17 protein-coding genes are annotated in these 23,813 nt (G+C 72.6%); 13 read left to right on the top strand and 4 right to left on the bottom strand.

What is annotated here, in order from left to right; genetic code table 11:
* Nucleotides 1-54 precede the first annotated feature (54 nt).
* From ACFYX0_RS26255 to meaB, 3 genes are read left to right on the top strand one after another with little or no spacing between them, the layout of a single operon-like run.
* Nucleotides 55-1,866, top strand: coding sequence for a methylmalonyl-CoA mutase family protein (locus ACFYX0_RS26255; RefSeq protein WP_388973592.1), 1,812 nt, complete (start codon nt 55-57; stop codon nt 1,864-1,866).
* Nucleotides 1,866-4,043 carry a methylmalonyl-CoA mutase gene (gene scpA, locus ACFYX0_RS26250; protein ID WP_388973589.1) on the top strand — a complete coding sequence of 726 codons (2,178 nt, stop codon included), beginning with the start codon at nt 1,866-1,868 and terminating at the stop codon, nt 4,041-4,043. The genes ACFYX0_RS26255 and scpA overlap by 1 nt, the downstream gene beginning before the upstream one ends.
* Nucleotides 4,044-4,055: 12 nt before the next feature.
* On the top strand, nt 4,056-5,042 hold the full coding sequence (gene meaB, locus ACFYX0_RS26245; RefSeq protein WP_388973587.1) for a methylmalonyl Co-A mutase-associated GTPase MeaB: 987 nt from the start codon (nt 4,056-4,058) through the stop codon (nt 5,040-5,042).
* Nucleotides 5,043-5,084: 42 nt separating this feature from the next.
* Here meaB and ACFYX0_RS26240 read toward each other — a convergent pair whose 3' ends face one another.
* The gene (locus tag ACFYX0_RS26240; protein WP_388973585.1) at nt 5,085-6,044 is read right to left on the bottom strand and encodes a GlxA family transcriptional regulator; all 960 of its coding nucleotides are present in this window, start codon (nt 6,042-6,044) and stop codon (nt 5,085-5,087) included.
* A 140-nt stretch (nt 6,045-6,184) separates the two neighbouring features.
* Here ACFYX0_RS26240 and ACFYX0_RS26235 point away from each other — a divergent pair, with 140 nt between their 5' ends.
* Both ACFYX0_RS26235 and ACFYX0_RS26230 read left to right on the top strand, forming a co-directional pair.
* Entirely contained in the window at nt 6,185-6,484 is a 300-nt protein-coding gene (locus ACFYX0_RS26235; RefSeq protein ID WP_355916472.1) for an antibiotic biosynthesis monooxygenase, read from the top strand.
* Nucleotides 6,485-6,630: 146 nt separating this feature from the next.
* The gene (locus tag ACFYX0_RS26230; RefSeq protein ID WP_388973583.1) at nt 6,631-7,197 is read left to right on the top strand and encodes a PaaI family thioesterase; all 567 of its coding nucleotides are present in this window, start codon (nt 6,631-6,633) and stop codon (nt 7,195-7,197) included.
* A gap of 85 nt (nt 7,198-7,282) precedes the next feature.
* Here the strand turns inward: ACFYX0_RS26230 and lysA are convergent, their stop codons facing one another.
* Together lysA and ACFYX0_RS26220 are read right to left on the bottom strand one after the other, a co-directional pair.
* Nucleotides 7,283-8,617, bottom strand: coding sequence for a diaminopimelate decarboxylase (gene lysA, locus ACFYX0_RS26225; RefSeq protein ID WP_388973581.1), 1,335 nt, complete (start codon nt 8,615-8,617; stop codon nt 7,283-7,285).
* Nucleotides 8,618-8,631: 14 nt separating this feature from the next.
* Entirely contained in the window at nt 8,632-9,066 is a 435-nt protein-coding gene (locus tag ACFYX0_RS26220; protein WP_388973579.1) for an SAV_915 family protein, read from the bottom strand.
* Between the two features lie 383 nt (nt 9,067-9,449).
* Here ACFYX0_RS26220 and ACFYX0_RS26215 point away from each other — a divergent pair, with 383 nt between their 5' ends.
* Entirely contained in the window at nt 9,450-10,037 is a 588-nt protein-coding gene (locus ACFYX0_RS26215) for a universal stress protein (protein ID WP_388973577.1), read from the top strand.
* Between the two features lie 34 nt (nt 10,038-10,071).
* Here the strand turns inward: ACFYX0_RS26215 and ACFYX0_RS26210 are convergent, their stop codons facing one another.
* Nucleotides 10,072-14,661, bottom strand: a complete 4,590-nt coding sequence (locus ACFYX0_RS26210; protein ID WP_388973575.1) for an HAD-IC family P-type ATPase — start codon at nt 14,659-14,661, stop codon at nt 10,072-10,074.
* 557 nt (nt 14,662-15,218) lie between these two features.
* Here ACFYX0_RS26210 and ACFYX0_RS26205 point away from each other — a divergent pair.
* The 7 genes from ACFYX0_RS26205 (at nt 15,219) to ACFYX0_RS26175 (ending at nt 23,763) form a co-directional block, all read left to right on the top strand.
* Nucleotides 15,219-15,392, top strand: coding sequence for a hypothetical protein (locus ACFYX0_RS26205; RefSeq protein ID WP_355916490.1), 174 nt, complete (start codon nt 15,219-15,221; stop codon nt 15,390-15,392).
* A 137-nt stretch (nt 15,393-15,529) separates the two neighbouring features.
* A complete protein-coding gene (locus ACFYX0_RS26200; protein WP_388973573.1) occupies nt 15,530-16,717 on the top strand; it encodes a helix-turn-helix domain-containing protein in 1,188 nt (395 codons plus the stop codon).
* Between the two features lie 162 nt (nt 16,718-16,879).
* Complete coding sequence (locus tag ACFYX0_RS26195; protein WP_388973571.1) at nt 16,880-19,627, top strand: helix-turn-helix transcriptional regulator; 2,748 nt, start codon at nt 16,880-16,882, stop codon at nt 19,625-19,627.
* Between the two features lie 86 nt (nt 19,628-19,713).
* Entirely contained in the window at nt 19,714-20,469 is a 756-nt protein-coding gene (locus tag ACFYX0_RS26190; protein WP_388973569.1) for an alpha/beta fold hydrolase, read from the top strand.
* Nucleotides 20,470-20,739: 270 nt separating this feature from the next.
* Complete coding sequence (locus tag ACFYX0_RS26185) at nt 20,740-21,990, top strand: ABC transporter substrate-binding protein (RefSeq protein WP_388973567.1); 1,251 nt, start codon at nt 20,740-20,742, stop codon at nt 21,988-21,990.
* Between the two features lie 91 nt (nt 21,991-22,081).
* Complete coding sequence (locus ACFYX0_RS26180; RefSeq protein WP_388973666.1) at nt 22,082-22,936, top strand: carbohydrate ABC transporter permease; 855 nt, start codon at nt 22,082-22,084, stop codon at nt 22,934-22,936.
* Nucleotides 22,937-22,947: 11 nt separating this feature from the next.
* Complete coding sequence (locus ACFYX0_RS26175) at nt 22,948-23,763, top strand: carbohydrate ABC transporter permease (RefSeq protein WP_388973565.1); 816 nt, start codon at nt 22,948-22,950, stop codon at nt 23,761-23,763.
* Nucleotides 23,764-23,813: the final 50 nt, after the last annotated feature.

Here is a 23,813-nt window from a genome sequence, read left to right as displayed (position 1 = left end):
GGTCACAACCGTGCCCTCTGCTGCTCGTCTGCCTGCCTGACCTAACATCCGAGCATGACGGTCTTGCCTGACGACGGGCTCTCCCTGGCCGCCGAGTTCCCTGACGCGACGCGCGAGCAGTGGCAGCACCTGGTGGCGGGTGTCCTGCGCAAGTCGGGCAAGGAGGTCGCGGGTACCGAGGCGGAGCACGCCCTGTCCACCACGCTGGAGGACGGGCTGAGCATCCAGCCCTTGTACACCGTGCGCGACTCCGCGCCCGATCCGGGCCTGCCCGGCTTCCCGCCGTTCGTGCGCGGCGCGCGCGCCGAGGGCAACACGGCCGGCGGCTGGGACGTACGCCAGCGGCACGCGGTCGCGGACTCGAGCGCGGTCCTCGCCGATCTCGAGAACGGCACCACCTCCCTGTGGCTGGTCGTCGGCGAGAGCGCCGGCATCACGGTCGCGGAGCTCGGCAGCGCCCTCGAAGGGGTCTTCCTGGATCTGGCCCCGGTCGTCCTGGACGCCGGTGCCGAGACCGGGCAGGCCGCTCGGCGGCTGCTGCGCCTGTACGAGGAGCGGGGCGTCGCCGCCGACGCGGCACGGGGTAACCTGGGCGCCGATCCACTGGGCCACGAGGCGCGTACCGGAGACTCGTACGACATCGCGCCGCTGACCGAGCTGGCCCGCGAGTGCGCCGATCGCCACCCGGGCGTGCGGGCGTTCACCGTGGACGCGCTGCCGTACCACGAGGCCGGCGGCTCGGCGGCGCAGGAGCTCGGCTCCTCCCTGGCGACGGGTGTCGCGTATCTGCGTGCGCTGACGGACGCCGGACTGAGCGTCGAACAGGCCTGCGCGCAGCTGGAGTTCCGTTACGCCGCGACGGCCGACCAGTTCCTGACCGTCGCCAAGCTGCGTGCGGCGCGCCGTCTTTGGGCGCGCGTGGCCGAGGTCTGCGGCGCGTCGCGGGCGGGCGCGCAGGTCCAGCACGCGGTGACCTCGCCGGTGATGATGACGCGCCGGGACCCCTGGGTGAACATGCTGCGCGCCACGGTCGCCACGCTGGCCGCCGGAGTGGGCGGCGCGGACGCCGTCACCGTGCTGCCCTTCGACGAAGCGCTGGGCGTGCCGGACGCGTTCGCGCGCCGTATCGCCCGCAACACCTCCACGATCCTCATCGAGGAGTCCCATCTGTCGCGGGTGATCGACCCGGCGGGCGGCTCGCACTACGTGGAGCGGCTGACGGACGAACTCGCCCGCGCTGCCTGGGAGTTCTTCCAGGAGATCGAGCGTGCGGGCGGCCAGGCGGCGGCCCTTCGTTCCGGGATGCTGGGCGAGCGGCTGGCCCGGACCTGGTCGGCGCGCAGCGCGAAGCTCGCGAAGCGCAAGGAACCGGTCACCGGAGTCAGCGAGTTCCCGCATCTCGCCGAGAAGCCGGTGGTCCGCGCCCCCGCGCCGGTGCCGCCGTCCGGTGGTCTGCCCCGGGTACGGCGTGACGAGGCGTTCGAGGCGCTGCGCGCCCGTTCCGACGCTCATCTCGCGAAGACGGGCGCCCGGCCCCGTATCCATCTGGCCGCGCTCGGCCCGGCCGCCGCGCACACCGCGCGGCTCACCTTCGCCGCCAACCTCTTCCAGGCGGGCGGCATCGAGCCGGTCACCGAGGGCACCTTCGAGGAGAGCGGCGCACGGCAGGCGTGTCTGTGCTCCAGCGACGCACTGTACGAGGAGCAGGCCGAGGCCGTCGCGGCCGAGCTGCGGGCGGCGGGAGCCGAGCAGGTGTTCCTCGCGGGCCGCCCGGGACCGTACGAGGGCGTCGATACCTATGTCTTCGCCGGCTGTGACGCCGTGTCCGTGCTCTCCGCCACGCTCGACCGCATGGGAGTGTCCTGATGTCCATCCCCGACTTCTCGGCGATCGAGCTGGGCACCCCGGCGGTCGACGCGGGCCCCGACGACTGGCGCAGCGCCGTCAAGAAGGCCGCCGGCGGTGACGACCTGGTGTGGGAGACACCGGAGGGCATCACGGTCAAGCCGCTCTACACCGGGCAGGATCTGGAGGGCCTGGACTTCCTGGACACCTTCCCGGGCATGGCCCCGTACCTTCGCGGCCCGTACCCGACGATGTACGTCAACCAGCCCTGGACGATCCGGCAGTACGCGGGTTTCTCCACGGCGGAGGAGTCCAACGCCTTCTACCGCCGCAATCTGGCGGCCGGTCAGAAGGGCCTGTCGGTCGCCTTCGACCTGCCCACGCACCGCGGCTACGACAGCGACCACCCGCGTGTGACCGGTGACGTCGGCATGGCGGGCGTGGCGATCGACTCGATCTACGACATGCGGCAGCTGTTCGACGGCATCCCGCTGGACAAGATGACCGTGTCGATGACGATGAACGGCGCCGTGCTGCCGGTGCTCGCGCTGTACATCGTGGCGGCGGAGGAACAGGGCGTACCGCCCGAGAAGTTGGCCGGGACCATCCAGAACGACATCCTCAAGGAGTTCATGGTCCGCAACACCTACATCTATCCGCCGAAGCCGTCGATGCGGATCATCTCCGACATCTTCGCCTTCACCTCGCAGCGGATGCCCCGCTACAACTCCATCTCCATCTCCGGCTACCACATCCAGGAGGCGGGTGCGACGGCCGACCTGGAACTGGCGTACACCCTCGCGGACGGTGTGGAGTACATCCGGGCCGGCCGGGACGCGGGCCTGGACGTGGACGCCTTCGCGCCCAGGCTCTCCTTCTTCTGGGCGATCGGCATGAACTTCTTCATGGAAGTCGCCAAGCTGCGCGCGGCCCGGCTGCTCTGGGCCAAGCTGGTCAAACAGTTCGACCCGAAGAACACCAAGTCTCTGTCCTTGCGCACCCATTCGCAGACGTCGGGCTGGTCACTGACCGCGCAGGACGTGTTCAACAACGTCACCCGCACCTGTGTGGAGGCGATGGCGGCCACCCAGGGCCACACCCAGTCGCTGCACACCAACGCCCTGGACGAGGCGCTCGCGCTGCCGACGGACTTCTCGGCCCGTATCGCCCGCAACACCCAGCTGCTGATCCAGCAGGAGTCCGGGACCACGCGCGTGATCGACCCGTGGGGCGGCAGCGCGTACGTGGAGCGGCTGACCTACGACCTCGCCCGCCGCGCCTGGCAGCACATCCAGGAGGTGGAGCAGGCGGGCGGCATGGCGCAGGCCATCGACGCGGGTATCCCGAAGCTGCGCGTGGAGGAGGCCGCGGCCCGGACCCAGGCCCGGATCGACTCCGGGCGGCAGCCGGTGATCGGTGTGAACAAGTACCTGGTGAACTCCGACGAGCAGATCGAGGTGCTCAAGGTCGACAACTCCTCGGTGCGCGCCCAGCAGATCGAGAAGCTGCGGAGGCTGCGCGAGGAGCGGGACGAGACCGCCTGCCAGGACGCGCTGGACGCGCTCACCCGGGCGGCCGGCGGCGAGGGGAACCTGCTGGAGCTCGCGGTGAACGCGGCCCGTGCGAAGGCGACCGTCGGAGAGATCTCGTACGCGCTGGAGAAGGTGTACGGGCGGCACGCGGCCCAGATCCGTACGATCTCCGGCGTGTACCGCAACGAAGCAGGTGAGTCGCCGAACGTGGACCGCACCCGGACCCTCGTGGACGCCTTCGCGGAGGCCGAGGGCCGCCGGCCGCGCATCCTGGTCGCCAAGATGGGCCAGGACGGCCACGACCGCGGGCAGAAGGTGATCGCGACCGGCTTCGCCGACCTCGGCTTCGACGTGGACGTCGGCCCGCTGTTCCAGACCCCGGCCGAGGTGGCCCGGCAGGCGGTCGAGGCGGATGTGCACATCGTCGGGGTGTCGTCCCTGGCCGCCGGGCACCTGACCCTCGTACCGGCGCTGCGCGAGGCGCTCGCCGAGGAGGGCCGCGACGACATCATGATCGTCGTCGGCGGGGTGATCCCGCCGCAGGACGTGCCCACGCTGAGGGAGATGGGCGCGGCGGCGGTGTTCGGTCCCGGCACGGTGATCCCGGACGCGGCTCACGACCTGGTGACGCGGCTGGCAGCCGATCTCGGACACGGCGACCTGTGAGGCCATGAGTCCATGGCCATCGACCTCGACACGTACGTCAAGGGAGTCCTCGACGGCAAACGGGCGGTGATCGCACGCGCGATCACCCTCGTCGAGTCGACGCGCCCGCAGCACCGCGCGCTGGCCCAGGAGTTGCTGACCGAGTTGCTGCCGCACAGCGGGAAGGCCCGGCGGATCGGTGTCAGTGGGGTGCCGGGGGTGGGCAAGTCGACGTTCATCGACGCCTTCGGCACCATGCTGACCGGCCTCGGGCACCGGGTGGCCGTGCTCGCCGTCGACCCGTCCTCCACCCGGACCGGCGGCTCGATCCTCGGCGACAAGACCCGCATGGAGCGGCTGGCCGTCGACCCGGCGGCCTTTGTGCGCCCCTCCCCCACCGCCGGCACGCTCGGCGGGGTCGCCAAGGCGACCCGCGAGTCGATCGTGGTGATGGAGGCCGCCGGCTACGACGTGGTCCTGGTGGAGACGGTCGGCGTCGGCCAGTCCGAGACGGCCGTCGCGAACATGGTCGACTCCTTCCTGCTGCTCACCCTGGCCCGCACCGGGGACCAGTTGCAGGGCATCAAGAAGGGCGTCCTGGAGCTGGCCGACGTGATCGCCGTCAACAAGGCGGACGGACCGCACGAGCGCGACGCGCGCGCCGCCGCACGTGAACTGGCGGGCGCGCTGCGGCTGATGCACGGCAGGGACGCCTTCTGGACGCCGCCCGTGCTCAGTTGCAGCGCACGCGAGTCGGCGGGCCTGGACACCGTCTGGGAGCGGCTGGAGCAGCACCGCACCCTGCTGGACTCCACCGGACGCCTCGCCGCCCGGCGCCGCGACCAGCAGGTCGACTGGACCTGGACCATGGTCCGCGACGAGCTCCTGGGGCGTCTGCACGCCGACCCAGCGGTCCGCACCCTGGCCCCCGCCATGGAACAGCAGGTCAGAGACGGCGAGTTGACGGCCACACGGGCCGCCGAACGCATCCTGGACGCCTTCGGGGGCCAGGAGAGCTGAGCCGGCGGGCCGGACCGGCCTCGTCGGCCCGCCGGAACGAGGTCATCGTCTGCGCAGTGAGCCCGCGGTCGTTCCCGTGCGTTCGCGCAGCAGGATCCGGAGGGTGTTGGCGTGCTCGTAGCCGACCTTGCGCGCGATGACCTCGAGGGGCAGTCCCGTGGTCCGCAGGAGATGTGAGGCGCGTTCGACGCGCAGGTCCTGGACGAAGCGGACGGGCGAGGTCCCCAGGGTGCGGCGCACGGCCCGCTGGAGCGTGCGTTCGCTGACGCCGATCGCCCGCGCCGCGTCCGCGATCGAGATCGGCTCGTCCAGATGGACACGGGCCCAGCGCTCGAAGGCCTCCAGCGTCGGGTCGCTCTGCGCCAGAGCCGCGGAGATGGTGTACGCCGCCTGGGACGGGCGCTCGTCGACGACCAGATAGCGGGCGACCAGCTCGGCGAGGGCCGGGCTCTTCATCCGCACGATCGCCAGGGCGAGGTCGACATGCCCGAAGGCGGCCCCCGCGGTGGTCACCCCGCGGGAGCTGGTGACCATGCGGCTCTCGTCGAGCGGCACGGCCGGGTAGCGCTTGCGGAAGTACGGTGCCAGCCACCAACTCGTCGTGGCGGGCAGCCCGTCGAGGACTCCCGACTCGGCCAGCAGGAAGGTGCCCGTACAGGCGGAGGCGAGGGGCGTGCCGCGTTCGCGTGCCGCCGCGATCAGGCGCCGTACGGGCAGCGCGTCCGGGCCCGACACATGGGCGATCAGGGCGTCGGGCCGCCGTTCGGCCAGTGCGGGCACCAGCAGCAGATCCGCGTCCGTGGCCGCGGCGACGGGAGCCGTCTCCACCACGTGCCCCGCCCCCGTACGGACCCGACGGCGGAAGCCGATCGTGGTGACCGTCCAGGCGGGCGGGGGCTCCGGCAGCTCACCGCGCATGGCGTTCGCCGCGTCGAGCACGTCGAGCAGTGCGGAGAGTCCGGAGTCGAATACGCCGTCGTAGGCGAGCACAGCCACGTCCATGACGTAAACGCTATCTGATGCGTCGTTTCCGACACTGGGTGGGAGGACCGGGGCGGCCTAGATTCTGGGATGTCCGGACGAGAACGGTGCCCGGTACCGGCACCACACCCTCCATGAAGACGACACCACGGGAGTGCACCATGACGAAGCTCGGACTGCTCGCTCGGATCGAGGCCAAGCCCGAGTACGCCGACAAGGTCGAGGCGCTGCTGCGTGACGCGCTGCGGCTCGCGCAGGAGGAGGACCACACCGTCACGTGGTTCGCGTTCCGGCAGAGCGACACCACCTTCGGCGTCTTCGACACCTTCGACGACGAGCAGGGGCGTCAGGCGCATCTGCGGGGCGCGATCGCCGCCGCACTGATGGACGCCGCCCCGACCATGCTCAGCGAGGCGCCCGACATCCGTCCCGTCGACCTCATCGCGGTCAAGCTCCCCTGATCCGGGGAGTCCCGCGACCGGTCGTCGCCAGGACCTGAAGTGCCGGGCGGCAGCGCGCAGACCGCACTGCCGCCCGCGCATAGCACATCGCACATCAGACATCGACAACGGACCCCGAGCCGGGGCCCTCACAGAACGGACAGCACATGGCGCAGCCCGCCACCCGCCACCGCACCGCGGCCGACGGCACACCTTCCGACGGCACTGGACCCGGCGGGATCCGCTCGCGTACGCACACGTGGCAGCCCCCGCTGGGCTACGCGGCCGCCGGCACCGAGACAGGCATCGAGCTGGCCCGCATGAGCCTGGCCGGAGACCTGCCCGAAGCCCCGATCTGCGGGACGCTCGGATTCCGGCTCGTGGCCGTCGAAGAGGGACAGGCCGTCTTTGAGGGCGAGCCCGGGGAGCACCTCTACAACCCCATGGGCACGGTCCACGGCGGCTATATGGCCACCCTGCTCGACTCGGCCCTCGGTACCGCCGTGCTGACCGCCCTGCCGGCCGGCCGCGCTTACACCACCGTCCAGCTCGGAGTGAACATGGTCCGGCCGGTGCTGGCCGCGACCCCGACCCTGCGGTGCACGGGACGAGCCGTCCATGTCGGCCGGACGACGGCGACCGCCGAGGCGCGGCTCACCGGGGCGGACGACGGCAGGCTGTACGCGCACGCCACGGCCACCTGCGCCGTGTTCGCGCTGCCCGGCGCCGCCTGAGGTCTCCCGTGCGTGCGGCGCGGGGCGGACTCACCTCCGGGCGAGGGCCGGGCCAGGTCTCGCCCGGAGGTGGCTTGGGGTGCTCCTACAGGCCGACGTCGCGCCTGCGGATGTCGTCCAGGGACTCGCGCCGGACCAGGAGCCGGGCGTGGCCCTGCTTCACGGCGGTCACCGGCGGGCGGCCGACCATGTTGTAGCCGGAGGCCATGGACAGGTGGTACGCACCGGCGACGGGCACGGCGAGCAGGTCACCCGGGCGGACGTCGTCGGGGAGGTCCACATCCGTGGCCAGCACGTCACCGGCCTCGCAGTGCCGGCCCACGACGGTGACCGGGTGCAGGATGGAGCTGCCTCGCCGGCCCACGAGCCGGGGCTCGTACCGGACCCCGTACAGGGCGGGCCGCGGGTTGTCGCTCATCCCGCCGTCGACGGCGACGAACGTGTGGCTGCCGGTGCGCTTGACCGCGAGCACGTGGTACAGGGCGACACCCGCGGGTCCCGCGATGGCCCGTCCCGGTTCGATGATCAGGCGGGGCACCGCGATCCCGGCCGACGCACAGGCCTCGGCCAGCTCGGCACGGACCTTGCGGGCCAGCGTGGTCAGGTCCATGGCCTGCTCGCCGGGGCGGTAGGCGATGCCGTGGCCGCCGCCCAGATCGAGTTCGGGCAGGACGAGTCCGTGCTGCTCGTGCAGCCGGGCCATGAGGCCCACCAGTCGGCGGATCGCCTGGAGATACGGCTTCACGCTGGTGATCTGCGAGCCCAGGTGGCAGTGCAGACCGGTGAGTTCGAGCTGCGGCTGGTCCAGGATCCGGGCGATGGCGTGCTGGGCGTAGCCGTCGGAGATCGACAGTCCGAACTTCTGGTCCTCGGTGCCGGTGCGGATCTTCTCGTGGCCGCCCGCGTGGATGCCGGGCACGACCCGGACCATGACCTTCTGGTGGCCTTCGGGCCCGACCGCGGCGGCCAGCCGCGCGATCTCGGACGGGCTGTCGATGACGATCCGGCCGACGCCGAGGCGCAGGGCGGTCTCGAGGTCGCGCGGGGACTTGGCGTTGCCGTGGAGCACGATCTTCCCGGCCGGGAAGCCGGTGGTGACCGCGAGTTCCAGTTCGCCGGCCGAGCAGACGTCGAGGCCCAGGCCCTCCTCCTCCATCCAGTGGACCATGGCGCGGCACAGGAACGCCTTGGCCGCGTAGAGGACCTCGGCGTCGGGAAAGGCGTCCCGGTAGGTACGGCAGCGGTCGCGCACCTCCGCCTCGTCCAGGACGTAGACGGGGGTGCCGAAGCGTTCGGCGATCTCGGCGAGCGGCACGCCGCCGACAGCGAGTTCACCGGGGTGCGGCTCGGTGGTCGAGGCCGGCCATACCGACAACTCGTGGGCGGTCGTGGTGATCGCGGGTTCGTGGACGGTGGTCATCGTGTCCTCATCTCTCAGCCGAGCCAGAGCGACAGCGCCGAGACGAGGGCCGCGGCGCCGGTCACCCGGAGCACTCCGACGGCCTGCGGATCCCAGGCGTGCGTGCGCTCACGGCGTTCGCCGGAGTGCTTCCGGAAGCGGGGCAGGGTTTCGCCGCGACTCGGCGCGGGGGCGGTGAACTGGGGGTCGACCGTGACGGTGGTGACCCCGAGCGGGGCGGTCAGCGCGCGGAGCGCGGGTTCGGCGAGCCTGATCCACTCCTGGGACGGCCCGAGCGTCGCGGTCAGTCTGCGCTCAGAGGTGAAGCCGACGGCCGTACGTTCGCCGAGGGGGGTACGGAAGAGCCGAGCGACGCACCGTGACGAGCCCGACCGGACCGGGACGTACAGAGGCCCGGTCGGGAACCGTTCACAGGGCTCGGGGTCTTCGGCGTACTGGTTGTCTGCCATGGGATGCCTCCCGGAGGATCCGCGGTCCTTCAAGGACGAGCGGGTGGATCTTCAGGTCTGAGCCGGGTGGTCCTACCGGGATGTGCGAGGCGCCCCTCATCCGGTGGGGCGGACCGCGGCTCGGCGATGACGCTATGCCCGGGCACCCCGCATGCCGGACCCTTCCTGACGGGATGCTGACGGCGACCGGGACGACGCTGACGCGTTGCTGACACCGCTGGCCAGAGGCCTGAAGAAGGCCGTCAGGAGGGTGTCAGCAAAGGGCGCGAGGACTGTTCCGCGGCCCCGGCCCGGGCGTGAGATGGACGCGGTATCGACGAGCATCGCCGACGGGCGGGAGCCACCCGGGGACCACCCCTTCGGCGTGTGAGGAACGGTGTGTGATGTCCGAGTCCGAATCCGACGACGCCCACTCAACCACCCGTGTCGTGGTCGGCGTGAGCGGTTCGCTGAACAGCGTCACCGCCCTGCGCCGGGCCGCCGACGAAGCCCGGCGCCGTGGCGCGGAGCTGTGGCCGGTGCTGGCCTGGGAACCGCCCGGTGGGGATCTGGCCGCCCGGCGGTCCCCGGCCGCGTGCGTCATGATCGGCGAGTGGGAGCGGCTGGCTCGGGAGAGGCTGATCGAGGCGCTCGGCGGCGTGTTCGGCGCCGAGGGCCCGGGGCTGCCGATGCGGGCGCTCATCGCCCGGGGCGCCCCCGGCCCGGCGCTGGTGGAGATCGCGGCCCGTGACGACGATGTGCTGATCATCGGTGCCGGGCACCGCTCCCTCTGGCACCGCGCACTGTGGCCGTCGGTCAGCCGCTACTGCCTGGCGCACGCCTCCTGCCCCGTCCTCGCGGTGCCCCCGTCACCGCTCGAGGCCGCGCTCACGGCCGCCCACCGCCGGAACTCCTGGCGGCTGCGCCTGGACACGGGCCATTTCACAAGGGAGTTGGAGACCGTACCGCCGGGGGACTCGGCAGCGGAATGAGCGGTCGGCCGTTCTGTTCGGTGGCCGTGCGCCCTCACTGAGGGGCCGGCCGGGCGAAGCCCGGTGTGGGCAGGCCGAAGCGGGACAGCACCCCGCCGAGCCACGCCAGCGGGGCTTCGGCGAGAGCGGCCAGGGCCGACGACGGCAGCGCCGAGTGCTGCGCCTCGCCGTCCGGGTCCGCCGCGATGGGCAGCCGGCCCGTGCGGACGAGGAAACCGGCGACGGGCTCCAGCGGTCCGTGCAGGAGCGTGGCCGTGGTGATGGCCGCGAGGGCGATGCCCCAGCCGACGGGGCCCAGCGGGGTCGATCCGAAGAACTGGCTGATGACCGGGGTCTGGATGATGCCGACGAGCACCGCCGCCGAGCCGATGGTGGCGGCGAGCACCTGACGGTCGGCACCGCCGCTGGCGAGGGTCTGGGCGAGCTGGGTGCCGACCACCGCGGCGAGTGCCACCGTTCCGGCGCGGCGCCGGGTGCCGGTGAAGCGGGCGGCCGTCCAGGCCAGTCCGGAACCGAGGGCGGTGGTCAGCCCGCGTTGCAGCATCTCCTGGGTGAGCGCGGTGCCCAGCGACTCGTGGGGGCCCTCCTGAAGCAGTTGTTCCCCGGTGCCCTCGGCGGGAGTGCGCACCGCGATGGCGAGGGCGGGGGCGAGGTCGGTGAGCAGGTTGACCAGCATGATCTGACGGGCGCTCAGCGGTGAGGTACCGGACAGCGCGGAGGCGAGCACGCTGAAGGTGACCTCGCCGAGGTTGCCGCCGATCAGGATGGCCAGCGCGGTCCTGACGGAGGTCCACATCGCCCGGCCCTCGGTCAGGGCGGTGACGATCGTCTCCAAGCGGTCGTCACCGATGACCAGATCGGCGGCGGCCGTGGCGGCGGGGGTGCCGCGTCGGCCCAGCGCGATACCGACGTCGGCGAGCCGGATGGCGGGGGCGTCGTTGGCGCCGTCGCCGGTCATCGCCACGACCCGGCCCAGACGCTGGAACGCCTCGACGATGCGCACCTTGTGGTGCGGGGTGCAGCGGGCGATCACATCCACCGTCGGCAGCAGCGCGTCCAGCGCGTGGTCGTCGAGCTGGTCCAACTCCGGTCCGGTGCACACGGTCTGGTTCGGGTCGCCGGTCACGGAGGCGGCGATGGCCTCGGCGGTCGCGGCGTGGTCCCCGGTGAGCAGGACCGTGTGCACCCCGGCCGCCCGCAGCCGGGTGGTGGCCGGCGCCGCCCCGGGGCGCACCGGGTCGGCCAGTACGACGAATCCCACGAAGTCCAGATCGCTCACCGCCGCGTCGGTCAGCTCCTCCCCGGGTTCCATGGAGCGTTCGGCGACGGCGAGGACGCGGCGGCCGGCTCCGGCCAGTTGCTCGGTGGCCCGGGTGAGCGCCTTGTGCCCGGCGTCGTCGAGCACGGCCCGCACCCCGTTCAGCCGGCGGTAGCGGCAGCGGTCCAGCACGGTCTCGGGGGCGCCCTTGATGCTGAGCAGGGTGCGGCCGGTCGTGCTGCCCGTGGTGGCGTGGTAGGCGCGGGACGGGTCGAAGGGCAGGGTGCCGGTGCGCCGCCAGCGGGGCGCGCCCCGGCCGACCGACACCCGCACCCGGCGCGCTCCCGCGTCCACGGCCCGGTCGGTCTGGTGCGCCATCGGCTCGGACTGGCGGGCGGCGGGGGTGGCGCGGAGGGCGGCCGCCAGCACGCTTCTGTGCCGTGGGGCGAGCCGGTCGACGGGGTACGTGCGGTCTCCGTCGCTGACGGCGGCGAGCTGGAGATTGCCCTCGGTGAGGGTGCCGGTCTTGTCGAAGCAGAGCACATCGGCCCGGCCGAGCGCCTCGATGGTGCGGGGGTTGCGCACGAGCGCGCCGTGTTCGGCCAGTCGGCGCGCGGAGGCCAGTTGGGCCGCGTTCACAAGGAACGGGAGCCCCTCGGGGACCGAGGCGACCGCCAGGTTCACCGCCGAGGCCACGCTCTCGGCGAGGGGGCGTCCGTGCAGCAGACCGGCCCCGGCCACCGCCGCCGCGGAGATCGTCGCCACGGGCAGGCTCGCCTTGGTGAGGGACGACAGCCGGGCCTCGACGCCGGTGACGGGTGCGGCCTCCCGGGCGGTGGCCATGGTGCGCCCGACCTCGGTGGCGGCCCCCGTGGCCACGACCACGGCCACCGCCTCTCCGGCGGAGACGGTGGTGCCCTCGTAGAGCATGGAGAGACGGTCGGTGAGGTGTGCGGCGACCACGGGAGCGGCATCCTTGGCCACGGGCAGGGACTCCCCGGTCAGTGACGACTCGTCGACCTCCAGTCCCTGGGCCCGGAGCAGACGGCAGTCGGCGGGCACCACGTCCTCCGGCCGGAGCAGCACCACGTCCCCCAGCACCAGGTCCTCCGCGGTGACCAGCCGCTCGGCGCCGCCCCGGCACACCCGGGCGCCCACGGCGGAGCGGGCGGTCAGCTCGGCCAGGGCCCGTTCGGTCCTCACCCGCTGCACGCCGCCCACCAGGGCCGACGTGGCGGTGATCAGGGCGACCAGCAGGGCGTCCGCCCGGGAACCCACGGAGGCGGCCAGGGCCGCGCCGCCGGCCAGCACGGGTGTCAGCGGGTTGGACAGCTCGTCCACGAACGCCGACGGCAGGGTGGCCCGGGGCGGCCCGCCCGCCCGCGACGGCCCCTTGGCCCGTGCCTCGGCCTCCTCGACGGACAGCCCGTCGATGCTCGTACGCAGCCGCTCCAGGGCTCGCTCGGGCGTCATCAGGTGCCACGGCACGATCTCCACGGACGGGGTGACCGGGCGCGAGCACAGCTGCCGGGCCCGCCAGACCCCCAGACCGAAGGCGATGCCCCCGGCGGTGTTGCACGCCGCCTGTCCGCGCGAGCACGCCTCGGCGGCCGGTGCCCGCATCGCCGCGACGGCGCCGATGCCGCTGCCGCTCGCGGCCAGCACCGCGCTGTCCCGGTCGACCTGGCGGGCCACGCCGACCCCGGTGAGGATCAGCGCGACCGAGTCCAGGTCGGTGCCGACCAGCAGATGTGCGCCCCAGGCCGGGGGCTCTCCCTCCCGGTGCACGCCGAGGCCGCAGTCGGACGCACCGAGCGCGCGGCGGTTCCCCGACACCAGCAGCACCACGCGACCGTCCGCCTGCAACCCTCGTACGGACGCCACCAGTCGGCCCCCCGTGGGCACCATCGCGTCGACGAAGCCGAGTTCGGGATACGGCTGGTCGCCGGCGAGGACCACACGGATCCCGGAACGGCGGGCCGCGGCCGCCAGGGCCTGCGCGCCCGGCAGCGTCTGAGTCGCGACCCCCGCCACGGCCACCAGCCGGCGCCCGTGGACCAGGCCCAGCACCTGTTCGCTGCCCCGGTGCCGCAGCCGGTCCGCGGCCCCTCGTCCGGCGCCGTCCGTCAGCTCCAGCTCCGCCAGGGGGCCGAGCGTCCAGTCGTTGCCGTCGTGGTGGGCATGCCCGGGGGCACCCGGGTCGAACAGGGCGAACAGCCGGTCGGAGACCTCGGCGGGCTCGGCGCCGTCGAGCAGCTCCAGGTCGGTCAGTTCATGGCGGCCGCTGCGCAGTGCGTCCACGTCCAGGAGCACCGTGTCCACCTGGCCCAGCCGGCGCAGCGCGCCGCGGTCCATGGCCACGACACCCCGCAGCGCGAGAAATCGGCCCAGGCTGGTGGCGAAGCCCTCCCGCCCGGCCTCCGGCGCCTTCGGCATGCTGGACAACGCCACCGCGAGCGCACGCCTCGGCCCCACGCCGGGGGTCGTCAGGGCGCCGACGGCCGCGCCCGCGCCCATGGCCCGTACGGCATAGCGCGCCGTCACATCCTGGTGCGCCTGGGGTCGTTGGGTGAGCGTCGGTTCGGCCCGCGCGTCCTCCGGTCCCCGTACGAGTCGCGGCTCCGCCTCCGCCCAGGCCTGAAGGGCCGCGTTCGCCTCCCGCCACTGGGCCAGCCGCTGAGCTGCGTCGAGGACGAGCCCGCCACCGCGGGTGGCCACGCCCTGGACGAGGGCGTTGAGTGCCGGCAGCACCGACTCCGGGCGTTCCCGCTCACCGAGGACCGACGCCGCGAACCGGCGCAGCAGGGGGTGGCACTGGACGGCCGTGGCGAGCGCCCCCACCTCGGCGGGCAGCGGGGTCCACGGCGACAGGCGGGTGGCCACGGTGAGCAGCAGCCCCGCGATGTCCGCCGCGAGGACCGGAAGGGTGGGCCGGGCGCGCGGCGCCTCGCACGGGTGGTGCGGCTCGGGGCACCATCCGTCGAACTCGCCCTCGTCCGCGCTGCCGGCCGCTCCGTGGGCCTCCGCGTGGGCGATGATCCCGATCAGTTCCTGCCGGGACGGCGGCGGCGAGCCCAGCTCCACGACCACTCGCTCCGCGGGGGCGTTCACCCGTGCCCACAGCACTCCGGGATGCTCCTCGAGCGCGCGCTCCACGAACCGGCCCACCCACATGCCGCGTGGACCTCGCACGCCCCGCACATCGATATGGCAGCGCCCCGGGCGGGACCACACATCCCGCTTGTCCACCCCGAGCAGCACGGCGGCGCCGCCGAGTGCCTCGCGCACACCGGCGGCCACGCCGCCCTTCAGGCTTCGGGTCAACGGCGCGGGCAGCGGCGGAAGCACCCCGGACAACAGCGACATCCGCGTCCCTCCGCAGCAGGCAGGCCGGTTGCTCGTGACTTCCCGATCAGCATGAGTCACCCCGGGCCCCGCCGCCCGAGGTGCTGCTCCGAACGGTTCCCGGCTCGCCGGGCCCTGGGGCCGGAGGTAGCTTGTGCCTGGCCGGGGGGCGACATTCCGGACCCCACGAACGGATGTGAGCCGTGACCACGCCGAGGACCGCCGAGAAGGACCCGAAGACTGCGCCGAAGCCGTCACTCCAGGCCTCGGAGACGCCGGGCGCGAAGGGGTCGGCGGCAGCGAAGAAGCCAGGGGCGCCGCGGGAGACAGGGGCAGCGAAAAAGCCGGCGGCGGCACGGAAGCGGTCAGGGACGCGGAGGCAGTCGGGGACCCGGAAGCCGTCGGGGCCGAAGCCCTCGGAGGCGAACAAGCCCTCGGCTCCGCGGAGGACGCGGCGGCCCGAGACCGAAGGCGCCGGGAACGCGCCGAAGCGGAAGAGCACCGCCGGCGACCGTACGATCACCCTCCCCGGGCTCGGCGACGCGGCCACGCGTGCGGTCGGCGCCGCCGCGGGTCCCGTGGCCACCGCCGGACGCGCACTGACCGCCCGGCGCGGACTCCCGCTGTACGCCGGTCTCGGCGCGCTGGCGGTCCTGGGCGCCGTCGAGTGGCCGCTGGCGGTGGGCATCGGCATCGGCTACGCCGTACTGCGGACCAAGGGCCTGCCCACACGGTCCTCGGCAGCCAGGTGAGACGGGCGCGGCCTCGCCGGAGCCCTACGGGTCAGCGGACGTTGTTCACCCGGATCTAGCGGATTCACGCGATGTGCCGCACATGAGCCCGCTGACACGGTGTCGACGGAAAGCACACCGGCCGAAGGGCGGAGATCATGTCGCCGAATTCATCGACACCGAAGACCGGACAGCTCTCGAGCACCCACTGCACCACCGACTCCGTGCCCACCGACCGAAGAACGGCGTATTGGCGCGAGACGCTGTCCCGGACGTTCGGCGCCGTCGACATCGCCGTCCCGGACCAGGTCTGCTCGGGGGCCGTGCGGACCTCCCCGCTGGGCCGGCTCCGGGTCGCCACCGTGGAGAGCGATCCCCTGCGGGCCTGGCGGACCTCACGGCTGATCGCCCGGGGCGGTGACGCCCCTCTCGTCGTCAAGCTCCTGGCCCGGGGTACCGCCCGGGTCGAGCAGGACGGCCGCGTGGCGGTCCTGGACGGCGGCGAGATCGTCTTCTGCGACATGGCGCGCCCGATCCGGATGGAGTTCCCCCGGCCGTTCGAGACGAAGTCCATCGTCCTGCCCCGCCGCCTCCTCGGCCTGCGCGACTCCGACTTCCAGCGGATCACGGCGACGCCCATCCACCCCGACACCACGCTGGGCTCCCTGCTGTCGCCCTTTCTGACCAAGGTCGTGGACTCGGCGGCGACGTACCCGCCGCGGACCGGTGAGGCGCTGGCCCACAACGTCGTCGACTTCCTCACCGCCCTGGCCGAGGAGCAACTCCGCCAGGACACGGCCGAAAGCCCGAGCGGCACCGGGATGCTCGTCCTGCGGATCCAGGCGTTCATCGACCGGCACCTCGCCGAACCGAACCTGTCGCCCGAGTCCATAGCCCGCGCCCACCAGATCTCCGTGCGCTATCTGCACAAGCTCTTCCAGGCGGAGGACACCACCGTCAGCCGGTGGATCCAGCGCCGTCGGCTCCAGGAGTGCCGGCGCGAGCTCGCCCGCCGGCAGGCGGAGGGCCGGACCATCGCCGCAGTGGCCCGCCGGTGGGGTTTCACCAGCGCCGCCCACTTCAGCCGGGCGTTCCGGGCGGTCCACGGGATGTCCCCCACCGAGTGGCGGAACTCCGCGGCGGCACCGGGATCCCCTGCGCAGCCGCTGCCCAAGGGCGCGCCGACTGAGCCGGAGTCGGGGGCGTCACACTGCGGGCATGCCGGGCTGCCCGGCGTCCGGCGCCGGGCCGATCTCGTCGGCGGGGCCGGGGAAACAGCCGGATGCTGCGACGAGACTCCCGGCCCCCACACCCTCGACCGCGCGAGCTCGCCCGCCGAGCGCTGACCCTCCTGCCCCTTCTCCGTCGAACTCTGCCAGGCCTTCGCCCCGTCCCCCGCCCCCTCCACGGATGTGCGCTGAGCAGCGGTGCTTTGAGATAGTGACCCTCGATGCATGGTCCGTGCGCGCCGAAGCGCCGCGGGTGCGGGCAGGAAGGGACGTAGGCAAGTGGCGGGGTCGGGCGGATCGCTGTCGCGGCGTGGTCTGCGCGGGCGGGAGGCCGAACTCGCGGAGCTCCAGAGGCTGATCACCTCGGTGGCCCGCACCGGAAGCGGCGCCCTGGCCCTCATCCGGGGGGAACCCGGCATCGGCAAGACCACGCTGCTCACCGAGGCCGCGGAGCGGGCCGGAGCGGCGGGATACTCGGTGGGCCTCGGCAAGGCAGATGAGCTGCATCACATCGTGCCGCTCTCGTCGCTGGCGGCCTGCGTCCTGCACGGGGACCGGCCGCTGCTGTCCGACGACGCCTTCGTCGCTCTCGCCCGCCACCATGACCAGCGGATCTGGCTGGTGGAACGTCTGGCGGAGGCGATCGAGGCCCGGGCGGGGCAGGTCCCGGTACTGATCGCGCTGGACGATGTGCAGTGGGCCGACCCGCTGAGCCGGTTCGCCCTGAAGCAGCTTCCGGCACGCCTGCGGACTTCGCCGGTGCTCTGGATGATCACAGCGCGGCAGGGGCCCACCGGTCCGGCGGAGGAGATCGTCGCCGCCGCGACGGGCGAACTCCCGACCCTCACCGTGCCCCTGGGGCCACTGTCCGGAGCGGCCATCGGGCAGCTGGCCGGCGACACTCTGGGGGCGGCCGTCGACGAGCGGGTTCGGGACCTGCTCGACGGAGCCGGCGGCAACCCGTTCCTGGCGGTCGAGATGCTCGGTGGACTGCGCACCGCCGAGGCCTCGGACGATCCTGTGCCTCAGGGCCTTGTGGTGGGGGTGCGCGGCAGACTCAGGTCCTTGCAGCCCGACACGCTGCGCTTCCTCCAGATGGGAGCGGTGCTGGGACGCGGGTTCGCCTTCCAGGACGCCGCCGCGCTCTGCGGCCGCCCGCCCGCCATGCTGATCCCGGCGCTCGAGGAGGCGGTGCGCGCCGGGCTCCTCGACGACGACGGCGATCAGCTGGTCTTCCGGCACGATCTGCTGCGTCAGGCCGTCTACGTCGACATCCCCCCGTCGGCCCGCAAGACCCTGCACCGCGAAGCCGCTCACCATCTCGTCGCCGCGGGCCGCCGGCCGATCGACGCCGTACCGCACATCCTCAGGGGCGGGCTGCCCGGGGACGAGGAGGCCGTGACGCTGTTGCGGCAGGCCGCCGACGACGTGCTGCCGGTCACGCCGGGCCTCGCGGCCGACCTGATGACGCGCGCTCTGGAACTGGTGCCGTCCGCACGGCCGTTGAGGTTCGCGGTGGGTGAGCAGGCGATCGTCTGTCTGACCCGGGCCGGCCGGAACCGGGAGGCGCTGTCGACCGCCGACCGCCTGCTGGCCGACCGCCCGCCGCTGGACGCGTTCAGCCGGCTCCAGGCAGCCCTCGGCGGGACGCTGTGGAGCATGGATCTCGCCGACGAGTTGCGCCGCCGGGCCGAGACGGCCCTCGCCACCGCGGGTGCCGACCCGGAGATCGAGGCGCGGCTGGCCGCCCTGCGCGCGCTCGCCATGTCCCGGGGCCAGGATCTGGTCGTGGCACGTGAGGCCGGTGAGACCGCGCTGCGCGCCGCCACCGCGATCGGTGACCGGGAGGCGCATGTGCTGGCCCTGTGCGGGCTCGGCGAGATCGCGCTCAACGCGGGTGAGAACGCCGTGGCGCTGGAACACTTCGCCGCGCTCAGCGCCGTCGATCCCGTGTTCCTCCCCGAGGAGATCGTCGCGCATCAGCATCTCGACGACTTCGGAGCGGGCGAACGACTGCTGCTGCGGGCGGCGGACGAGGCCGGAACGTTCCGTCAGGCCATGCTTCTGTGGGGACAGGGGCAGCAGCATCTGGGCCTGGGCAGACTCGACGACGCCGAGGCCGACTTCTTGACGATGGAGCGCCTGGAGGACGACGTACAGGTACCCGTCCAGCAGGTGAACGCGCGGGTGATCCGCTCCCGGATCGCGCTGCTGCGCGGCGATCGCGAGGCGGCGCGGCGGCATCTGACCGCGGCGCGCGAACGGCTGGCGGTCAAACCGAACCCGGGCAACACGGCCGCGGTGCGCTTCCTGGAGGCGGTCCACGCCGAGGCCGACGGCGACACGGCGCTCGCCGTCGACAGGATCCGGCGTGTGCAGGACGAAGGTCCCTTCATGCGCTGGCGGCTGTTGCGCGACTGGGTCGACTCGGCGATACGCATGGCGCTGCGCGGCGCGGACCACGCTCTCGCCGCGGACCTCGCCGCACAGGCGGAGGCGCACGCCGCACGCAACCCGGCCGTGCCCACCGCCAACGGCATCGCCGCGCAGGCCCTCGGGCTCGTGGGCGACGATCTCGCCCTGCTGGAGCGCGCCGTGACGCTGCTCCGGGCGAGTCCTCGTCCGCTGGTCCGGGCCGCCGCGCACGCCGACCTCGGGCAGGCGCTCCTGGCGGCGGGCCGAAAGACGGAGGCGGTGACCGCCCTGACCGAGGCTCATGGCACCTTCGCCGAGTCGGGGGCGCAGGCCGCGGCGGCGCGCGTGCAGCGCGACCTGGAGACCGCGGGCGCGCAGCGCCGCGGGGCAACGGCCGCAGAGCGACCGGTCCGGGGCTGGGAGGCCCTCACGGCCTCGGAGAAGAAGATCGCGCGCATCATCGCCGAAGGCCACACCAACCGGTCGGCCGCCGATCTGCTCGTCGTCTCCCCGCACACCGTCAACACTCATCTGACCTCCGTCTTCCGCAAGCTGTCGGTGAACTCCCGGGTTCAGCTCGCCAACCTGGTCAGGGCCTTGCCCGACGACTGAGCGGACCGGTTGGTACGTTCACGCGATGCCCGTGCTGAGCGGGTGCGCTTGGCTGGGACGTCGTTCTCAGTCGGAGGTCACCGGCCATGCACCAGTCCACCCCCCAACCGCCGGCCGTCGTGCTCGTGCACGGGGCGTTCACGGACGCCTCGTGCTGGGCCGGGGTGATCGGTGTCCTGCACGCCGCCGGGTTATCGGTCCGCGCTCCCGCGAATCCGCTGCGCGGTCTGGATGAGGACGCCGCCTACCTCCGAAGCGTGGTGGGCCACCTCGGGGTCCCGGTCGTCCTGGTCGGCCACGGCTACGGTGGCGCCGTGATCACGGAGGCCGCCACCGACGCCGACAACGTCGTGGCGCTGTGCTACGTGGCGGCGTTCGCTCCGGACGCCGGGGAGTGCGTCCTCGACATCACCGGCCGTTTTCCCCTGATGCCGGGGGTCGACGCGACGGTCGAGACCGGGTACGGCGTCGGCGGGGAGGGCGAGTTGTCCCTTCGTGCGGAACGGTTCTCGCAGGTGTACGCGGCCGATCTGCCGCCGTGTGTCACTGGGGTGCGGTCGGTGGCGCAGCGCTCGATCGCCCGGCGGGCACTGACCGGCAGAGCGGGCCCGCCGGCCTGGGCCGGGAAGCCGTCCTGGTACGCCATCGCGACCGCCGACCGGATGCTCAACCCCACCGCTCAGCGCTTCATGGCGCAGCGCATGGCCGCCGTCGAACACTTCCTGGACAGCTCACACGCGGTGATGCTGTCCCGGCCCGAGGCCGTGGCGGCGATGATCCGGGAGGCGGCCGCACAGGGCCCTGGCCGCGTGGACGGCGAGGGACCGGGGCAGGTCTTCTGAGCCGATGAGAAAGGCGGCTCCGGGCCGCGCACCGCGATGCTCTCCGGGCCGCGCACCGCGATGCCCGGGGCCGAGCGGCGGACGAGCCGAGCGGGTCCGATATCCTGCGTTCGAATCGGAAGAAGCCGGTATGAGCCGTCTTGTCGTCGACCCGGAATCCTGGTGTTCGCCCGCAGGCGCATGCTGACCGCGTCGTCATGGGACGTCCGGGATCCCGCCTCTCCCGACCCGACACCCCGTCCCCCGACGTCGCTCGGCAAAGGCATCAGCATGATCTCATCGGCCAGACCGGCCGCGCGGCGGTTCGCCGCCCTCCTGGGAACCGCCGTCCTGACCCTGGCCGCCGCCGGGTGCGGTGCCACCACCGGTGCCGGCTCGGCCACGGGCGAGGTCACCTCCATCACCGCGCTCGACTACTACACCGACGCCACCGAGCACGCCCAGTGGGGCGAGCGGCTCAACGCCTGCGGCAGGACCGTAGACGTCAAGGTGGAGCACACCAGCGTGCCGGGGACCTCCCTCATACCCAAGGTGCTGCAGCAGGCATCGTCGCGCACCCTTCCCGATCTGTTGATGCTGGACAACCCGGACCTCCAGCAGATCGCCCGGACCGGCGCGCTCACCCCGCTGGACCGGTACGGCGTCGACGCCGGCGGATTCACCGAGGGGATCCTGTCGGCGGGCACGTACCAGGGGAAGGTCTACGGGCTGGCCCCCACCGTCAGCACGGTCGCCCTCTTCTACAACAAGGACATGCTCGCCGAGGCCGGGGTCGCCGTACCGAGGACCTGGGACGAGCTGAGGACGGCGGCACAGAAGCTGACCCGCCCGGGGCGCTACGGCATGGCGCTCGACGCGAACGCCGGCTTCGAGGGCACATGGCAGTTCATGCCGTTCCTTTGGTCCAACGGCGGGGACGAGACACGGCTGGACAGCCCGCAGGCCGCGCAGGCGCTCCGGCTCTGGGTCGACCTGGTGAAGAGCGGATCCATGTCGAGGTCGGTGCTGAACTGGGACCAGTCCGATGTCCACGATCAGTTCGTCGCCGGCAAGGCGGCCATGATGGTCAACGGCCCCTGGCGGATCCACGCCATGGAGCAGGCCGAGAACCTGCACTGGGGGGTCGCGCCGCTGCCCGTCCCCCGGGCGGGGCTGACTCCCGTCACCCCGCTCGGCGGTGAGGTGTGGACCGTACCGCAGACCGCTTCCAAGGAACGGCAGGAGAAGGCCGCCCGGGTGCTCGCCTGCCTCAACACCCCCGACAACATGCTCACCCTGGCCAAGCAGTACCTCACCGTGCCCTCCCGCTCCGCGGTGGCCGCCCGGTATGCCGAGCAGGTCCCGTCGATGGCCGCGTTCGTCCGGAGCGTCGAGAACGCCCGGTCCCGCACCGCCCGGCTCGGCGTGAAGTGGCCCGCGGCGGCGACCGGGATCTACACCGCGATCCAGTCCGCGCTGACCGGCGAACAGACTCCGGAGGAGGCACTCAAGCGTGCACAGCAGATCGCGACCCGCTCCTGAGGCCGCCCCGGACGACGCCGTGGAGAAGGACGCGCCCTGCGAGGAACGGAACGTGACCCGGGCCCGCTTCCGGGAGTCGCTCGCCCGCTGGATGTTCGTCGTGCCCGCCCTGACCTATCTGCTGCTGTTCTTCGGCTACCCCCTCGTCAAGAACATCGTGATGAGCCTGCAGCAGTACACCACCACGACCTTCTACACAGGTGCGGCGCCGTTCGTGGGGGCCCGGAACTACGCGGAGCTCCTGACGTCGGGCGAGTTCCCCGCGACCCTGCTGACCACGGCCGTGTTCACCGCCGGTTCGCTCTGCGGGCAGTTCGTGCCCGGTCTGGCCCTCGCCGTGTTCTTCCAGCGCAGATTCCCGCTCGGCGGCGTGCTGCGGTCGCTTCTGCTGCTGCCGTGGCTGCTGCCGCTGATCGCCTCCGGAACGACATGGAGGTGGATGCTCGACACCGACTCGGGAGTCGTCAACGACGTTCTGCGCCACCTCCACCTGGTGTCGTCCGGCATCCCCTGGCTCACCGGCACCTCGCCGGCGCTCCTGTCGGTGATCCTGGTCAACATCTGGGTCGGCATCCCCTTCAACACCGCCATCCTGTACGGCGGCCTCCAGGACATCCCGGTGCATCTGTACGAGGCGGCGAAGCTGGACGGCGCCGGGCCGATGGCCGCGTTCCGCCATGTCACCTGGCCGATGCTGCGGCCCGTGGCCGGCGTCGTGCTGCTGCTGGACCTCGTCTACACGGTCAAGGTGCTGGACATCATCCTCGTCGTGACGGGCGGAGGACCGGCCGACGCCACGGAGACCCTCGCCACCCGGGCCTATGAACTGTCCTTCCGGCAGTTCGAGTTCGGGCGCGGCGCCGCGATGAGCAATGTCCTCGTCGCCGTCTCGCTCGTCTTCGCCCTCGCCCATCTGCGCGCCCGGCGTCGCGCCCGGGACCTCTGAGAAGCGCTGCCATGAAACGCGCACCCCGCCGTGGCCTGCCGTCCACACTCGCCGGGATCGTCCTGCTCGCGCTGATGCTGTTCCCCGTCTACTGGATGGTGAACGCCTCGCTCCAGCCGACGGGCACCGCCCTCGGGGCGGGCTGGTTCCCCCTGCACCCGGACTTCGGCGGTTACACCACCGCACTGCGCGACCAAGGCGGCAACCTCGTCACCAGCCTCGTCGTGGCCCTCGGCAGCGTGGTGCTCAGCCTCGGCCTCGCGGCCCCGGCTGCCTACGCGCTGGCCCGGTTCCCCCTCCGGGGAGTCAACGCGGTGCTCTTCGCCGTCCTCGTCACCCAGATGGTGCCGGACATCGTCGTGGCCAACGCGCTCTTCGGCGCCTACGACGACCTGGGACTCCTCAACTCCCGTGCCGGGCTGGTCCTCGCCGACTCCACCGCCGGTGTCCCCTTCTCGATCCTCGTCCTCCGCTCGTCCATGCAGGGCATTCCCCGGGAGATCGTCGAGGCCGCGCGGGTGGACGGCGCCGGACGGCTGCGCATCTTCTTCTCCGTGGTGCTCCCGGTGAGCCGCAACGCACTGATCACCGCCGCCGTGTTCACCTTTCTCTTCGCCTGGAGCGACTTCCTCTTCGCCCTCACGCTGACCACCACCCAGAACGTGCGGCCGATCACCCTGGGCCTCTACCAGTACATCGGCGCTCACACCCACCAGTGGAACGCCACCATGGCCACCGCCGTACTGGCGTCCGTCCCGGCGGCCGTGCTGCTCGTCGTCGCTCAGCGCCATGTCGCCGCCGGCGCCACCGGCGGATCCGTCAAGTGAGCGGCGAAATTTCGGGCACTCTTCACGAACTCGTCCGAATACCGAAAGAA

This window comes from Streptomyces sp. NPDC002573 (assembly GCF_042889625.1).
Lineage (GTDB): Bacteria > Actinomycetota > Actinomycetes > Streptomycetales > Streptomycetaceae > Streptomyces > Streptomyces gibsoniae.
The sequence above is the reverse complement of the archived record's forward strand: the minus strand, read 5'-3'. Positions and strand labels throughout refer to the sequence as shown.

Bases quoted from the DNA above. Each gene is read 5' to 3' on its own strand.
- ACFYX0_RS26235 (WP_355916472.1), top strand. From the start codon at position 6,185: ATGACGAAGCTCGGACTGCTCGCTCGGATCGAGGCCAAGCCCGAGTAC.
- lysA (WP_388973581.1), bottom strand. From the start codon at position 8,617: ATGACCACCGTCCACGAACCCGCGATCACCACGACCGCCCACGAGTTG.
- ACFYX0_RS26190 (WP_388973569.1), top strand. From the start codon at position 19,714: ATGCACCAGTCCACCCCCCAACCGCCGGCCGTCGTGCTCGTGCACGGG.
- ACFYX0_RS26255 (WP_388973592.1), top strand. From the start codon at position 55: ATGACGGTCTTGCCTGACGACGGGCTCTCCCTGGCCGCCGAGTTCCCT.
- ACFYX0_RS26215 (WP_388973577.1), top strand. From the start codon at position 9,450: ATGTCCGAGTCCGAATCCGACGACGCCCACTCAACCACCCGTGTCGTG.
- ACFYX0_RS26220 (WP_388973579.1), bottom strand. From the start codon at position 9,066: ATGGCAGACAACCAGTACGCCGAAGACCCCGAGCCCTGTGAACGGTTC.
- ACFYX0_RS26180 (WP_388973666.1), top strand. From the start codon at position 22,082: ATGTTCGTCGTGCCCGCCCTGACCTATCTGCTGCTGTTCTTCGGCTAC.
- ACFYX0_RS26240 (WP_388973585.1), bottom strand. From the start codon at position 6,044: ATGGACGTGGCTGTGCTCGCCTACGACGGCGTATTCGACTCCGGACTC.
- ACFYX0_RS26200 (WP_388973573.1), top strand. From the start codon at position 15,530: ATGTCGCCGAATTCATCGACACCGAAGACCGGACAGCTCTCGAGCACC.
- ACFYX0_RS26175 (WP_388973565.1), top strand. From the start codon at position 22,948: ATGAAACGCGCACCCCGCCGTGGCCTGCCGTCCACACTCGCCGGGATC.
- scpA (WP_388973589.1), top strand. From the start codon at position 1,866: ATGTCCATCCCCGACTTCTCGGCGATCGAGCTGGGCACCCCGGCGGTC.
- ACFYX0_RS26230 (WP_388973583.1), top strand. From the start codon at position 6,631: ATGGCGCAGCCCGCCACCCGCCACCGCACCGCGGCCGACGGCACACCT.
- ACFYX0_RS26185 (WP_388973567.1), top strand. From the start codon at position 20,740: ATGATCTCATCGGCCAGACCGGCCGCGCGGCGGTTCGCCGCCCTCCTG.
- meaB (WP_388973587.1), top strand. From the start codon at position 4,056: ATGGCCATCGACCTCGACACGTACGTCAAGGGAGTCCTCGACGGCAAA.
- ACFYX0_RS26210 (WP_388973575.1), bottom strand. From the start codon at position 14,661: ATGTCGCTGTTGTCCGGGGTGCTTCCGCCGCTGCCCGCGCCGTTGACC.